This is a genomic window from Gordonia sp. Swx-4 (assembly GCF_030316175.1).
Lineage (GTDB): Bacteria > Actinomycetota > Actinomycetes > Mycobacteriales > Mycobacteriaceae > Gordonia > Gordonia alkanivorans.
Genome location: NZ_CP128197.1, coordinates 1,890,841 through 1,905,346, shown reverse-complemented (window position 1 = coordinate 1,905,346; position 14,506 = coordinate 1,890,841). Strand labels below are relative to the sequence as shown.

12 protein-coding genes are annotated in these 14,506 nt (G+C 67.5%); 7 read left to right on the top strand and 5 right to left on the bottom strand.

Translation table 11 applies throughout. From position 1 onward, the window contains the following. The first annotated feature begins 85 nt into the window (after nt 1–85). Complete coding sequence (locus PWF70_RS08770) at nt 86–3,898, top strand: multifunctional oxoglutarate decarboxylase/oxoglutarate dehydrogenase thiamine pyrophosphate-binding subunit/dihydrolipoyllysine-residue succinyltransferase subunit (RefSeq protein ID WP_035750759.1); 3,813 nt, start codon at nt 86–88, stop codon at nt 3,896–3,898. Between the two features lie 69 nt (nt 3,899–3,967). On the opposite strand, the gene PWF70_RS08765 is transcribed toward PWF70_RS08770, so the two are convergent. Together PWF70_RS08765 and PWF70_RS08760 are read right to left on the bottom strand one after the other, a co-directional pair. Next, nucleotides 3,968–5,383, bottom strand: coding sequence for a hypothetical protein (locus tag PWF70_RS08765; RefSeq protein WP_006360496.1), 1,416 nt, complete (start codon nt 5,381–5,383; stop codon nt 3,968–3,970). A 68-nt stretch (nt 5,384–5,451) separates the two neighbouring features. Beyond that, nucleotides 5,452–6,087 carry a TetR/AcrR family transcriptional regulator gene (locus PWF70_RS08760; protein ID WP_035750757.1) on the bottom strand — a complete coding sequence of 212 codons (636 nt, stop codon included), beginning with the start codon at nt 6,085–6,087 and terminating at the stop codon, nt 5,452–5,454. Between the two features lie 75 nt (nt 6,088–6,162). Here PWF70_RS08760 and PWF70_RS08755 point away from each other — a divergent pair, with 75 nt between their 5' ends. Together PWF70_RS08755 and PWF70_RS08750 are read left to right on the top strand one after the other, a co-directional pair. Beyond that, complete coding sequence (locus tag PWF70_RS08755) at nt 6,163–7,716, top strand: flavin-containing monooxygenase (RefSeq protein WP_006360494.1); 1,554 nt, start codon at nt 6,163–6,165, stop codon at nt 7,714–7,716. 35 nt (nt 7,717–7,751) lie between these two features. After that, nucleotides 7,752–8,582: an SDR family NAD(P)-dependent oxidoreductase gene (locus tag PWF70_RS08750; protein ID WP_006360493.1), complete on the top strand. Its 831-nt coding sequence runs from the start codon at nt 7,752–7,754 to the stop codon at nt 8,580–8,582. Nucleotides 8,583–8,585: 3 nt separating this feature from the next. Here the strand turns inward: PWF70_RS08750 and PWF70_RS08745 are convergent, their stop codons facing one another. Both PWF70_RS08745 and PWF70_RS08740 read right to left on the bottom strand, forming a co-directional pair. After that, nucleotides 8,586–9,554 (bottom strand): type 2 periplasmic-binding domain-containing protein, encoded by a 969-nt coding sequence (locus PWF70_RS08745; RefSeq protein ID WP_035750915.1) that lies wholly within the window; start codon nt 9,552–9,554, stop codon nt 8,586–8,588. 49 nt (nt 9,555–9,603) lie between these two features. After that, nucleotides 9,604–10,224 carry a MarC family protein gene (locus tag PWF70_RS08740; protein ID WP_006360491.1) on the bottom strand — a complete coding sequence of 207 codons (621 nt, stop codon included), beginning with the start codon at nt 10,222–10,224 and terminating at the stop codon, nt 9,604–9,606. Nucleotides 10,225–10,278: 54 nt separating this feature from the next. Between PWF70_RS08740 and PWF70_RS08735 the strand changes: the two genes are divergently transcribed. Next, on the top strand, nt 10,279–11,367 hold the full coding sequence (locus PWF70_RS08735) for a magnesium and cobalt transport protein CorA (RefSeq protein ID WP_035750754.1): 1,089 nt from the start codon (nt 10,279–10,281) through the stop codon (nt 11,365–11,367). Nucleotides 11,368–11,406: 39 nt separating this feature from the next. On the opposite strand, the gene PWF70_RS08730 is transcribed toward PWF70_RS08735, so the two are convergent. Next, nucleotides 11,407–11,958 (bottom strand): TetR/AcrR family transcriptional regulator, encoded by a 552-nt coding sequence (locus PWF70_RS08730; RefSeq protein ID WP_006360489.1) that lies wholly within the window; start codon nt 11,956–11,958, stop codon nt 11,407–11,409. 93 nt (nt 11,959–12,051) lie between these two features. Here PWF70_RS08730 and PWF70_RS08725 point away from each other — a divergent pair, with 93 nt between their 5' ends. The 3 genes from PWF70_RS08725 to PWF70_RS08715 all read left to right on the top strand — a co-directional run bounded on the left by PWF70_RS08725 (nt 12,052) and on the right by PWF70_RS08715 (nt 14,493). Further along, nucleotides 12,052–12,966 (top strand): alpha/beta hydrolase, encoded by a 915-nt coding sequence (locus tag PWF70_RS08725; RefSeq protein ID WP_035750751.1) that lies wholly within the window; start codon nt 12,052–12,054, stop codon nt 12,964–12,966. Beyond that, nucleotides 12,963–13,760 carry an SDR family NAD(P)-dependent oxidoreductase gene (locus PWF70_RS08720; RefSeq protein ID WP_006360487.1) on the top strand — a complete coding sequence of 266 codons (798 nt, stop codon included), beginning with the start codon at nt 12,963–12,965 and terminating at the stop codon, nt 13,758–13,760. Before PWF70_RS08725 ends, PWF70_RS08720 begins: the two co-directional genes overlap by 4 nt. 88 nt (nt 13,761–13,848) lie before the next feature. Continuing rightward, nucleotides 13,849–14,493, top strand: coding sequence for an HhH-GDP family DNA glycosylase (locus PWF70_RS08715; RefSeq protein WP_006360486.1), 645 nt, complete (start codon nt 13,849–13,851; stop codon nt 14,491–14,493). Nucleotides 14,494–14,506 lie beyond the last annotated feature (13 nt).

Genomic DNA, 14,506 nt, shown 5'->3' with positions numbered 1-14,506 from the left:
CAGTTGGTTCACCGATAGTCTCCACAAGGGACGTCAGTGTGGCAGAGAACCCGGCACCTTCAGGGAATTGAGGCGAGATACCGCTGTGAGCAGCAGTTCGATTTCTGACTTCGGACAGAACACCTGGCTGGTCGAGGAAATGTACCAGCAATTCAAAGAGGACCCGAGCTCGGTGGACCCGAGCTGGCATGAGCTCTTGAAGAGTTACAAGCCCGGAGACAACGGTGGTGCCGCGTCCGCCGCATCGACGTCCACCACTCCCTCCTCCAACGGCAGCGCACCGGCGAAGCCCGCGGCCGAGTCGGCACCGCGCAAGCAGGTCACGCTCGATCAGGAACCGACGCGGACCGCCTCTGCCCGCAAACCCTCCCCTGCCAAGGAGTCGACCGCGACCAAGGCCGCATCCGGCCACAGCGTCGCGAGCCGTGACGGTTCCGCCCGTTCCCAGCCGAAGCCCGCCGCAGTTGAAAAGCCTGCTGCCGCCAAGCCCGCAGCCGCCGAGTCCAAGAAGGAATCCGCGGACGGCAACAAGGTGCTCCGCGGTCCCGCCGCCGCCATCGCGAAGAACATGGCGCTGTCGTTGCAGATCCCGACGGCCACCAGTGTTCGCGCGGTTCCCGCGAAGGCGATGATCGACAACCGCATCGTCGTCAACAACCACCTCGCCCGCACCCGCGGCGGCAAGATCAGCTTCACCCACATCCTGGGTTACGCGATCGTCCAGGCCATCAAGGCCTTCCCGAACATGAATCGGCACTACGCCGAGATCGACGGCAAGCCCAACGTCGTCACCCCCGCGCACACCAACCTCGGTCTGGCCATCGATCTGGTCGGCAAGGACGGCAACCGCACGCTCGTCGTCGCCGCCATCAAAGAGTGCGAGAGGATGGGCTTCGCCGAGTTCTACAACGCGTACCAGGACATCGTCCGGCGCGCGCGTGACGGCAAGCTCGGCGCCGACGACTTCTCCGGCGTGACCATCTCGCTGACCAACCCCGGCACCATCGGCACCGTGCACTCCGTGCCCCGCCTGATGAAGGGCCAGGGCGCCATCATCGGCGCCGGTGCGATGGAGTACCCGGCCGAGTTCCAGGGCGCCAGCGACGAGCAGATCGCCGAGCTCGGCGTCGGCAAGCTGATGACGCTGACCTCGACCTACGATCACCGCATCATCCAGGGAGCGGAATCGGGCGACTTCCTGCGCACCGTCCACCAGCTGCTGATCGACGACGCGTTCTACGACGAGATCTTCACCGCGTTCCACGTGCCGTACGAGCCGGTCCGCTGGCGTCGTGACATCCCGGCCGGCCTCGTCGACAAGAGCACCCGCGTCCTCGAGCTGATCGCCGCCTACCGCAGCCGCGGCCACCTGATGGCCGACATCGATCCGCTGATGATGAACAGCGATGCGCGCAGCAGCCATCCTGATCTGGACATCGCGACCTACGGCCTGACCCTCTGGGATCTCGACCGCACCTTCAAGGTCGGCGGTTTCCACGGCCAGGAGAAGATGAAGCTGCGCGACGTGCTGGCGATCCTGCGCGACGCCTACTGCCGCCACGTCGGTGTGGAGTACACCCACATCCTCGAACCGGACCAGCAGAAGTGGCTGCAGGAACGTGTCGAGGTCAAGCACGTGAAGCCGCCGGTCGGCGAGCAGAAGTACATCCTGAGCAAGCTGAACGCGGCGGAGGCCTTCGAAACCTTCCTGCAGACCAAGTACGTCGGTCAGAAGCGCTTCTCGCTCGAGGGTGCCGAGTCGGTCATCCCGATGATGGACGCGGTCATCGACCAGAGCGCCGAGCACAACCTCACCGAGGTCGTCATCGGTATGCCGCACCGCGGCCGTCTCAACGTGCTCGCCAACATCGTCGGCAAGCCGTACTCGAAGATCTTCTCCGAGTTCGAGGGCAACCTGAACCCGTCGCAGGCGCACGGTTCGGGTGACGTGAAGTATCACCTCGGCGCCGAGGGCAAGTACTACCAGATGTTCGGCGACAACGAGATCAACGTCTCGCTGACGGCCAACCCGAGCCACCTCGAGGCGGTCGACCCGGTCCTCGAGGGCCTGGTCCGCGCCAAGCAGGACCTCATCGCCGACGCCGACGACGAGAGCTTCCCGATCCTGCCGCTCATGCTGCACGGCGACGCCGCGTTCGCCGGTCAGGGCGTGGTCGCCGAGACGCTCAACATGGCGATGCTGCCCGGTTACCGCACCGGCGGCACCGTGCACATCGTCGTGAACAACCAGGTCGGTTTCACCACCGCCCCGGAGCACTCGCGTTCCACCGAGTACTGCACCGACGTCGCGAAGATGATCGGCGCGCCGATCTTCCACGTGAACAGCGACGATCCCGAGGCGTGCGTCTGGGTCGCGAAGCTCGCCGTCGACTACCGCCAGGCGTACAACAAGGACGTCGTCATCGACCTCGTCTGTTTCCGCCGCCGCGGCCACAACGAGGGCGACGACCCCTCGATGACGCAGCCGGCGATGTACGAGGTCATCGACACCAAGCGCGGCGTCCGCAAGAGCTACACCGAAGCCCTGATCGGTCGTGGTGACATCTCGACCAAGGAGGCCGAGGACGCTCTGCGTGATTACCAGGGACAGCTCGAACGGGTCTTCAACGAGGTCAAAGAACTCGAGAAGTACCACGCCGAGCCGTCGCCGTCCATCCAGGCCGACCAGACCCTGCCGACCAAGCTGGTGACCGCGGTCGACAAGGAAGTCCTGCAGACCATCGGCGACGCCTTCGTCAACGTCCCGGAGGGCTTCACCCCGCATGCGCGCGTGAAGCCGGTTCTGGAGCGTCGTGCCGAGGCCGCCCGCAACGGCAACATCGACTGGGCCTTCGCCGAACTCCTCGCGTTCGGTTCGCTGGTGATGGAGGGACGCACCGTCCGCCTGTCCGGTCAGGACTCGCGCCGCGGTACGTTCACGCAGCGCCACTCGGTGCTCATCGACCGTCAGAACGGTTCGGAGTACACCCCGCTGAACCACCTGCAGCCCGCCGGCGAGGAGAGCAACGGCGGCCGGTTCATGGTGTACGACTCGCCGCTGTCAGAGTTCGGTGTCGTCGGCTTCGAGTACGGCTACTCCGTGGGCAACCCGGACGCACTCGTGCTGTGGGAGGCGCAGTTCGGCGACTTCGTCAACGGCGCACAGTCGATCATCGACGAATTCATCTCGTCCGGTGAGGCCAAGTGGGGTCAGCTCTCCGACGTGGTGCTGCTGCTGCCGCACGGCCACGAGGGCCAGGGTCCCGACCACACCTCCGGCCGCATCGAGCGCTTCCTGCAGCTGTGTGCCGAGGGCTCGATGACCGTCGCACTGCCGTCGACCCCGGCGAGCTACTTCCATCTGCTGCGTCGTCACGTCCTCGACGGCATCAGCCGACCGCTCATCGTCTTCACCCCGAAGTCGATGCTGCGCAACAAGGCCGCCGTCAGCCCGGTGTCTGATTTCACCGACGACAAGTTCCGTTCGGTCATCGACGACCCGAAGTTCGCCAAGGGCGACGCCGACCGCAGCAAGGTCAAGCGCGTCCTGCTGGTGAGCGGCAAGCTCTACTACGAGCTCGCGGCCCGTCGTGACAAGGAGGATCGCGAGGACATCGCGATCGTCCGCATCGAGCAGCTCTACCCGGTGCCGCACCGCCGCCTGCGCAACACGCTGGAGCAGTACGGCAACGCCAGCGAGTTCCGCTGGGTCCAGGAGGAGCCGGCCAACCAGGGCCCGTGGCCGTTCCTCGGCCTGTGGCTGCCCGAGGTGCTGCCGGATGTCCTCGGTGGCCTGCGCCGCGTCTCGCGTCGCCCGATGTCGGCCCCGTCCTCGGGTTCGAGCAAGGTGCACGCGGTCGAGCAGCAGGAGATCCTCGACGAGGCGTTCGGCGAGTAGCGAACCCTCACAGACAAAGGCGGCCCCCGCCGGACTCGGTCCGGCGGGGGCCGCCTTGCTGTGTCGAACTCACCAGATCTCGTGCGGGAGCCCCCAGGCCGCGAGTTCGGAGGTGAGGAGGTCCCGGAGTACGGCGTCGGAGCCGAAGGCCTCGTCGTCGAGTCCGAGGACGGTGAACGACACCTGCTCCGGGGTCCGGATCAGCCACGACTGCACGCCGTCGCCGAAGCGATGCCCGGACGCGGGGTCGACGCCCTGGGTCATGCCGCGCAGCGCCATGCGGCGCGCGGTCCGGCCGCCGACCACGGTGGCCTCCGGCGTCACCTCACCGATGTTGGAGATCACCGCGTCGGGCATGCCCTTGCCGGCACCGCCGCCGACGAGCTTGATCAGCACCGAGACCGGCAGGAACCAGGCGAGCGGACGAAGGTAGATGTGGGGCGCGCGGCGGCCTTCGGACAGCCGCACGAACGCGGCCTTGCATGCAGCCCGAATCCCGGCGAGGTCACCTCCCGGCACCGGCTCGTCGGTCAGGAACACCGACACCCCTGCGATCGCGTTGGTCCGGGTGTCCTCTTCGCCCTCACGACGATCCACCGGTACCCCGACCTTGATCGGGGTCCCCAGCGGGGACCGTCCCCCGGATCGGAGGAGGCCGCTCACGACCGCGATGAACAGGGTGTTGGAGGTGCCGCCGTGATCGGCCGCGACGCGGTCCCAGTCGCCGGCGGGGATCGACGCGGTCGCCCAGGTGAACTTCGCTGCCGGGGACCGCTCCGCGAGCGGGGGACGTTCCGGCCGCGGATCCGGTTCGAGCCCCGAGGCCTTGCGGCTCTCGGCGGCCGCCCGGGCGATGCCGACGACGACTGCACCAGCCTGCGCCACGGCGTCGGCGACATCGTCGAGGCGTCCGCGGCGCCAGGAACCCCGGGACTCCGAACCTGCCGACAGAGAACCTCCCGCTGCCGAGGTCCGCTCGTCCGCGACGGCGACGGGTACGCCCGATTCGCGTGCCGCCGCGGCGGCTGCGGCGACCATGCCCCGTCCGTCGGTGACCACGTGCAGGGCACACAGTGACAGCGCGGTGCCGCCGGATTGGGTGGGCGCGCTCCGCAGGCGCCAACAGCGACCGCCCTCGGCGTCGAGCGGGACCGTCGACATCTCGGCGGTCGCCCATGCGTCGACGCCGGCATCGGGAATCGGGAGGGGATCCACGGCCAGCCCCGGGGCGTCGGGCGCCGGGACCCAGCGGGGACGCGAGCCGTACACGGTGGACGACACCAGCATCCGGTGCATGCGTCCGCGGGCCAGCGCGGCGTTCATCGCGGTCAGTGCCTCGAGGGAGACCTCGTCCTCGAAGACCCACACCATCTGCAGCACCACCGACCAGCCGAGTGCCGGGGTCGCGAACCAGAACGGTGCGTCGTCTGTGGCGAGTCGCCCACTCCGTTCGTCAACCGGATCCGTGCGTGACAAGGGCGCCATGGGTCCACCTCACTGAAGATCGACCCCGCGGTCGATGCCGACTCCCCCGTCGTCCTCCCCGTGGGAGTCTAGGACGCGGCGCCGGCGAGTGTCGGAAGGGCGGCGGTGATCAGGCCGAGCAGGTCCTCTCGGGTGACCGTCGGCGAGGTCAGCCAGCGGATCGTCGTCTCCTCGACGAAGGCGACCCAGCCGTGGACGCTCAGCACGACCGTCGGGGTGACCTCGACGCCGAATGCCGGTGCGTGATCGAGAACCCGGCCCACCATGACCTCACGGGTTCGGTCGAAGACGTCGCGCATCGCGGGATCCGAGCTCGACGCCCCGCGGATGAGAGCGGTGTAGGCGGAGCGGTTCTCGCTGACGAAGTCGACGAACGCCGCCATCGAGGCGGTCAGGATGGCGATCGGGTCCCCGAGGGACGCGTCCGGTTCGGTACACGCCAGCATCCGGTCGGCCTGGGCCTGCGCGATCGCGACGTGATAGTCCTGCTTGGAGGCGAAATAGTGGAACAGCAGCGCCCGCGACACCCCGGCCGCATCGGCGATGGCGTCAATGGTGATCTCCTCGAGCGGACGGTCCCGCACCATCTCCAGACCGAACTCGAGGAGCTGGTCGCGACGCGCCTCCGGACTCATCCGGGTGCGCTTGGATGCGGTTTGCTTGTCCCCGATCACCGGCGCGGCAGCCGTTCCTCTACCGGTCACCCGGCCAGACTACTCCTATTGAGTCTTGTTCAATAACTATTGACACGTGTTCAGTATCACCCCTATGGTGACACCATGACAACGAACGATGTAGAGATCGCCATCATCGGGGCCGGCTTCTCGGGGCTGGGTGCCGCCATCCGGATGAGGCAACACGGATTCGACGACTTCGTCCTCCTCGATCGCGGCCGCGACTTCGGGGGCACCTGGCGCGACAACACCTACCCCGGCGCCGCCTGCGACGTGCCCTCGCAGCTGTACTCCTACTCGTTCGCGAAGAACCCCACCTGGTCGCGGTCGTACTCGCACCAGCCGGAGATCCACGATTACATCAACGATGTCGCGGCCCGCCACGACATCGCCGCCCGGTCGCGCTTCGGCACCGAGGTCACCAACGCCGCATGGAACGAGGACGAGGGTCGCTGGATCATCGACACCGAACGCGACGGCAAGCCCGAACAGGTCCGCGCCCGCGTGATGATCGGCGGCGTCGGCCCGCTCTGCGAGCCGAACCTCCCGGACATCGACGGCATCGAGTCCTTCCAGGGCAAGATCGTCCACTCCGCCCGCTGGGACAACGACCACGACTTCACCGGACAGCGCGTCGCCGTCATCGGCACCGGCGCGTCGGCCATCCAGCTGGTCCCGGAGCTCGCCAAGGTGACCTCGCGCCTCGACGTCTACCAGCGCACCGCACCGTGGATCGTCCCCCGCACCGAGCGCGCGTACACCAAGCTCGAGCACTGGGCCTACAAGAACGTCCCCGGTTACCAGTCGGCCGTCCGCGGCGGGATCTACGCCGCCAACGAGGTCGTCGCCTTCGGCCTGACCTACTCGCCCACCGCCCTCAAGCCCGTCGAACTGCTCTGCCGGGCGAACATCCTGCGCGGCGTCGGCCGTGACGCCGAGCTCCGCCGCAAGGCCACCCCCACCTTCCAGGTCGGCTGCAAGCGCATCCTGCGGTCCAACGACTGGTACCCCGCCCTCGCCCGGCCCAACGTCGACCTCGTCACCGACGGGATCGACCGCATCACCGCGAACGGCGTCGTCGCCAAGGACGGCACGACCCGTGAGGTCGACGTCATCGTCGTCGCCACCGGCTTCCACGTCACCGACTCCCCCGTCTTCGACAAGATCGTCGGCAAGGATCAGCGGAGCCTCGCAGACGTCTGGGCCGAGATCGGCATGCAGGGCTACAAGGGTTCGTTCGTCCACGGCTTCCCGAACATGATGCTGATGGTCGGACCGTCGACCGGCCTCGGCCACACCTCGATGGTGTACATGATCGAGTCGCAGCTCAATTACCTCGTGGACTACCTGAAAACCGTTCGAGCCCAGGGAATCACCCGGACCGAGGTCCGGATGTCGGCCCAGCAGGAGTACAACGCGGGCATCCAGCACAAGCTGCGCAACAGCGTGTGGGTCAACGGCGGCTGCGCGTCCTGGTACAAGGACGCCAACGGCAACATCACCACGCTGTGGCCGGGATTCACCTTCGCGTTCCGCAACATCACCCGCCGCTTCGACATCGCCGCATACGATGTCACCCGCGGTGCACGACGCCCGGCGGTCGCAGCGCCCGGACAGGGCGAGTCGACGACCGATCAGCCCGCTGCCGTGAACGCCTGAGACCCGGCGCACCGAAGAGATTCGAGGACAAACTCATGAAGGACTTTCGCGACAAGGTCGTGGTGATCACCGGTGCCGGTTCGGGCATGGGCCGTGACATCGCCGTCAAACTCGCCGGACAGGGTGCCCGCCTGGCCATCTCCGACGTCACGCCCGACGGACTGGCGGAGACCGAGCGCCTCGTGAAAGCGGCCGGCGCACAGGTGCATTCGCAACTTCTCAATGTCGCCGAGCGGGAGGCCGTGCTGACCTACGCCGACACCGTCAAGAACCATTTCGGCGTGGTCAACGTGGTGTTCAACAACGCGGGCATCGCGCATCACGGTGAGGTCGAACGCACCGAGTTCAAGGACATCGAGCGCGTCATGGACGTCGACTACTGGGGAGTCGTCAACGGCACCAAGGCGTTCCTGCCTCATCTGATCGCCTCGGGTGACGGCCACATCGTCAACACGTCGTCGCTGTTCGGTCTTCTCGCCGAACCCGGTCAGGCCGCGTACAACTCGGCCAAGTTCGCCGTCCGCGGCTTCACCGAGGCCCTGCGCCAGGAGATGATCATCGCCAAGCACCCGGTGAAGGTGACCTGCGTGCACCCCGGCGGCATCAAGACCGCGATCGCCCGCAACGCCACCGTGTCCGGCGACCACGACCAGAAGGCCACCGCCGCCTTCTTCGACCGTTACCTCGCGCGGATGTCGAGTGAGGACGCCGCCGACGTCATCATCGCGGGCGTGCGGAAGGACAAGGCGCGCGTCCTGGTCGGCGCCGACGCCAAGGTCCTCGACATTGCGGTGCGCATCGTCGCGTCGAAGTACCAGTGGGTCTCGGCGAAGGCGACCGCCTGGGCGTTGTCGAAGGCGCAGTAGCGGCTACAGGCCGTGCTCGGCCAGCCACTCGAGCGCGACCTCGCGCGGATCACCACCCGTCTCGACCTCGCCCGCCATCGTGGCGAGGTCGGCGGTGGTGATCTCGCCGGCGACCTTGTTCATGGTCTTGACCTGATCGCGGTTGAGCGCGGCCGACCGGAACACCGGGACGAGCACCTCGGCGCGCGGTCCGGACTGTTCCTCGGGCGTGCGTTCGGTACGCGGTTCGTCGGCGGGCGGATTGTCGGCGGTGTCGCCGCCACCGGCCGACGTGCGTAGCGCCTGAACGTCGGACGACGCGCCCTCGGCGTCCTCTCCCGCGATGTCGAGCGGGGTGAGCAGGCCGACCGCGTTGCCCTCGGATGCGCGCTGCAGCACTTCGTCGGTGGTGCCGGACGTTTCCACCGGTCCCAGACGGCATCCCGCCGAGGCAAAGGCGTCGAGCGTCGCCGGATCGGGGTCGGAGGTGGCGACCACCGGCAGGCCCGGTGGGAGGAGTGCGCAGTCGTCGAGGCCGCTCGCGCCGACGCTGCCGGCGAGGGTCGTCGACACGAAGATCTGCGGCGCACCGGAGACCGGTGTCTCGTCGCCGACCGAGACGCCCTGCGGCAGCGAGCGGTTCAGCTCGACGTAGACGTCCTCGGCGCCGACCGCGGTCGACGACGGGGCGAGCAACGTCAGGAGGTCCCCGGTGAAGGCCGGGAAGAGGTCGACGTCGGCGCGGTCCATCTCGTCGAGCAGCGCCGCGTCGTCTCCGCGCAGCTGATCGGCGGACACGACCGAACCCGCGTTCCGCAGGGCGCCCGCGTACACCTCGGCCATCACCCGCATGGCCGCGTCCTCGGACGAGCCGATCACGATCCCCGGCGGCGGCGAACCGGCTTCGTCCCCGCACCCGACGAGAACAACGGCCAGGGCCGCGATCAGTCCGGTGACCACCACGAGACGCTTGCGGACGATGCGTTTTTCCACGTAGCCACCGTATCTGTTGGGCGCCGTCATCTGTTCTGGCCCACTGGCTTCAGACACCCTCGGCGATGAAGCCCATGATCGAGCTCGCGATGAGCTGGACGGCGATCGCGGCGAGCAGCAGACCGGCGATCTTGGCCAGCAGGGTGATACCGCCGACGCCGAGTACGCGGATCAGAACCGTCGAGTACCGGAGCACCAGCATCACCACGATGTGCACGCTGATGATCGCGGCCGCGATGGCCAGGTAGCCGGCGGCCTCCCCGTCGACGCTGCTGACCTGCACGATGACCGCGGCGATGGCGCCCGGTCCGGCGAGCAGCGGGGTGCCCAGCGGCACGAGCGCCACGTTGACGTCGTCGGACGCCTTCGGGTTGCCGGCGTTGCCCAATCCGGTGAGGAGTTGCAGCGCGACCAGCAGCAGGAGCAGTCCGCCCGCGCCCTGGAGCGCCGGGATGCCGATGTGCAGATAGTTCAGGATCGCCTTGCCGCCGATCGCGAAGACGCTGATCACCAGGAGGCTCACGAGGGGTGCCTGCCAGGCCGCGCGCCGCCGGTACTCGGGCGACCGCTGGCCGACCAGGCTGAGGAACAACGGGATCTGTCCCGGCGGGTCCATGATGACGATCAGCGTGATCAACGTGGTCGTGTACACGGTGACGTCGAAAGGCACGGCCGAATCCTACTGGGGAGGCACGCCCGGGCCCCGCGGGTACCATCGGCAGGCGTGGCGACGATCCCTCGGTCCGGTCCGCGCGGTCTCCCTCCGCGCGGTGACACCGCGGCGCCCGCGGGAAAGAACCGGGCCCCGGTGTCGCGCGCCGTCGTCGACTGCGCGGTCTATCTCAACGGCCACCGCCAGCCGGGCGACATCTCCTACCGCGACGCGCTGGCGCAGGTCCGCGAATCCGGTGAGGGTTTCGTCTGGGTCGGCCTGCACTCCCCCGATGACTCCCAGATGACCGACGTCGGCACGACCTTCGGCCTGCACGAGCTCGTCGTCGAGGATGCCGTGCACGCGCATCAGCGGCCGAAACTCGAGGTGTACGACGACACGCAGTTCTTGGTGCTGAGGACGGTGCAGTACGTCGAACACGAGTCGATGGCGATGGCCAGCGAGGTCGTGGAGACCGGCGAGATCATGGTCTTCGCCGGGCCCGATTTCGTGATCACGGTGCGCCACGGTGAGCACACCGAGTTGTCGGGGATGCGACGGAATCTCGAGAGCCGGCCCGAACGACTCGCCCTCGGCCCGACCGCGGTCCTGCACGCCGTGGCCGACAAGGTCGTCGACAGCTACCTTGCGGTCACCGACCGCATGGACGTCGACGTCGCCGCCATCGAGGAATCGGTGTTCAGCCGACAGAATCGCTGGCTCGACATCGACCCGGTCTATCTTCTGCGACGCGAGGTGCTCGAACTCCGGCGCGCGGTCACCCCGCTCTCGACGCCGCTCCAGACCCTCACCGCGAGCGGTAACCCGTTGGTGCCCAAGGAGGTTCGACGACACCTGCGCGACGTCGCCGATCACCTCACGACCGTCATCGAACGGGTCCTGGAGTACGACGAGCTGCTGAACTCCATGCTGCAGGCCGGGGCCGCGAAGGTGGGCATCCAGCAGACCACCGACATGCGCAAGATCTCGGCGTGGGTCGCGATCGCCGCGGTGCCGACGATGGTCGCCGGGATCTACGGCATGAACTTCGACCACATGCCCGAACTGCATCAGCCGTGGGGTTATCCACTCGTCCTCGGCCTTCTGGTCGCGACGTGCGTCGCCCTGTTCGTGGTCTTCCGTCGCAGTCACTGGCTCTGAAAGTGCCCCAGGATCACCGGTTACCGACGGTGCCGTGGCCTAACCGGTGGTCGACGGCCACCGAGAGGCCAGCGTCTCGCACACGGAGCGTTGCTCACTCTCGTCCCGCGCGTGCATCAACAACCCCTCCACGGTGAACACGGCGATCATCACCTCGGCGTCGACGGTCTCCGGTGAGACACCCGCCGCCTCCAACTCGGCCCGGAACAGACTGCCGGTGAGCAGGTGAAAGTTGTTGTGCCACTCCGCCACCGCCGGTGAATGCGGTACGCGGGCATGCACCGTCGTCACCAGACCACGCATCTCGGTCAACCGCTGCACGATCCACAGCACCCGAGCGGCGATCGGCTCATCCGACACCGCCTGATACATGGGCCAGACGTCGGCCATCACGGCCGACAGAACCGCAACGAGTACATCGTCCTTGTCGTCGAAGTACCAATAGATCGTGTTGGCCGCGACGCCGGCCTCCTTGGCCAACCTGTTCATCGACGTCGCCTCGTATCCGCCCTCGATGAACAGATTCCGCGCGGCGGCGACTATCTCGTCGCGCTTCTCGTCGGCGGCTTGCGGCCTCTTGTTCCGCGCCACGGAAAAAGTCACCTCCACAGATCCTCTTGAACGCCATTCAAGACGCTGTTATCTTGTTGAACACCATTCAAGATACTCGGCGAAGGTTTACCCATGTCACGTCAGTTCAGTTACGTCCGGTCCGATGTCACGTTCCGTTCGGGCGACTCCCGGTGCGCCGCCTGGCTCTACCGACCCGATGGCGTCGAGAACCCTCCGATCGTCGTCCTCGCACACGGTTTCGCCGCATTCCGGGAGCTGCGCCTCGACGCGTACGCGGCGCGGTTCGCCCAGGCCGGCTATGCCGCGCTCGTCTTCGACTACCGCCATTGGGGTGCGAGCGAGGGTTCACCGCGTCGCGTTCTCGACATCGCCAAGCAGCACGCCGACTGGGATGCCGCGATCGCCTACGTCCGCGGTCTCGACGGCGTGGACACGGGCCGAGTGGTGGCGTGGGGGACGTCCTTCGCCGGCGGTCACGTCCTGAGACTGGCCGCCCGCGACCGCGATCTGGCCGCCGCGATCGTCCAGGTGCCGCACGTGAGCGGGCCCGCATCGGCGTTCTCCCAGTCGCCGGCACTGGTGAGCCGCCTGATCTTCGCCGGAGTACGCGATCAGGTCCGGGCATGGACGGGACGGCCGCCGTACCGCATGGCTGCCGTCGGGCGCCCCGGCGACATCGCGATGATGACCTCGCCTGGCGCCTACGAGCAGGTCGAACGCATGGGAGACATGCGTGAGGAACTGCTTGCGGAGAACGACGTGGCCGCCCGAATCGCGTTGCGGGTGCCCTTCTACTCCCCCGGCCGTCACGCAGCCGACATCGATGTCCCGGTGCTGGTCCAGCTCGCCACGAGGGACGACGTCACACCGATCGACAAAGCGCAGGCCGTCGCCCGTCGGATTCCGAAAGGTGAAGTCCACACCTACGACTGCGCCCATTTCGAGCCGTATCTCGATCCGTACTTCGACACCATCATCGACCACCAGATCGGCTTCCTCGACCGCCACTTAGGAGACCCGCGATGACCGTGAACGATCGTCGACGCACCGCCCTGGTAACCGGCGCCTCCGCGGGAATCGGAACCGCCTTCGCCCGACACCTCGCCGCCGAGGACCACGATCTGATCCTGGTGGCGCGACGCGCGGACCGACTCGCCGAGCTGGCATCCGAACTCCATCGGCAACACGGGATACGCGCCGAGATCATCACGGCCGATCTCAGCGACCCGGCCGCGCCCGCCGCGATCGTCCATCGCGCAGCCGAACTGGGCATGCCGATCGACATCCTCGTCAACAACGCGGGACTGTCCGCCGGGACGAAGTTCTCCGACACCCCCTGGGACTCGGTGGCCGCCGAACTCCAGCTGATGGTGACCGCGGTGACCGAGCTCATCCATCGGGTCGTACCCGCCATGAAGGCGCAGCGCTGGGGACGCATCGTGAACCTGTCGTCCCTCGCGGCGGTGTCGCCTCCGGGAGAAGGCCTGCTCTACACCGGGATCAAGAGCTACGTGCTGAACATGTCGCAATCGCTCGACATGGAGCTCAAGCCATTCGGAATCCACGTGACAGCACTGTGTCCGGGCTTCACCCACAGCGAATTCCATGACGTCATGGGCACCCGCGACGCCGCAGACCGACTGCCGGGATTCCTGTGGCAGCAACCCGAAGACGTCGTCCGGGAAGGTTGGGCTGCGGTCTCCGCGGGAAAACCCGTCTGCATCCCCGGTGTCGTCAACAAGGTGTCCGCGGCAGCCATGCGCCCCATTCCCGGACGTATCGGCTACTTCCTCGGTCGCACACTCAACCCCTTCAAGTAACCGCGGTGCGCGACTGTCGGCGACCGGACGTGAACGGACCCGCCGGGAGCGTGATTGTCCCGTGACCGCACCGGGTAGTCATCTCGGCATGAGCACTACCGACACCGATGCCACCGTCGCGGCCCTGATGGCGCGCGCCGGACGGACCTACGCCGAGGACGCGGGGATCGCGCTGAAGGACACCCCGTCGCCCCTGTTCGAACTCCTGGTCCTGTCGCTCCTGCTGAGCACGCGGATCTCCGCCGACATCGCCGTCGCCGCAGCTCGCGAGCTGTTCGCCGCCGGGTATCGCACGCCCGAGAAGATGGCTCGGGCGTCGTGGCAGAGCCTCGTCGACGCGTTGGGCCGCGGACACTACAAGCGCTACGACGAGAGCACCGCCACCCGACTCGGGGAGGCCGGCCGGAAGGTCCTCGACGACTACCACGGGGATCTCCGCGAACTCGCCGCGAAGGCCGAGCCCGACTCGGATGCCGCCGCGAAGCTGTTGCAGGAGTTCACCGGCATCGGTCCGGTCGGCGCCGACATCTTCCTGCGCGAGGTGCAGTCCGTGTGGGATTGGGTCGCACCGCATTTCGACGAACGGGCCCGCGCCGCCGCCAAGGACCTGGGGCTGCCCGACGACCCCGGCCGTCTCGCGGATCTCGCCGACGGGAAGCCCGAGGTACTCGCCGCCGCGCTGGTGCGGGCGTCCCTCGACAAGGACCTGCTCGGCGAGGTCCGATCCGCGTAGACGCGGCCTATCC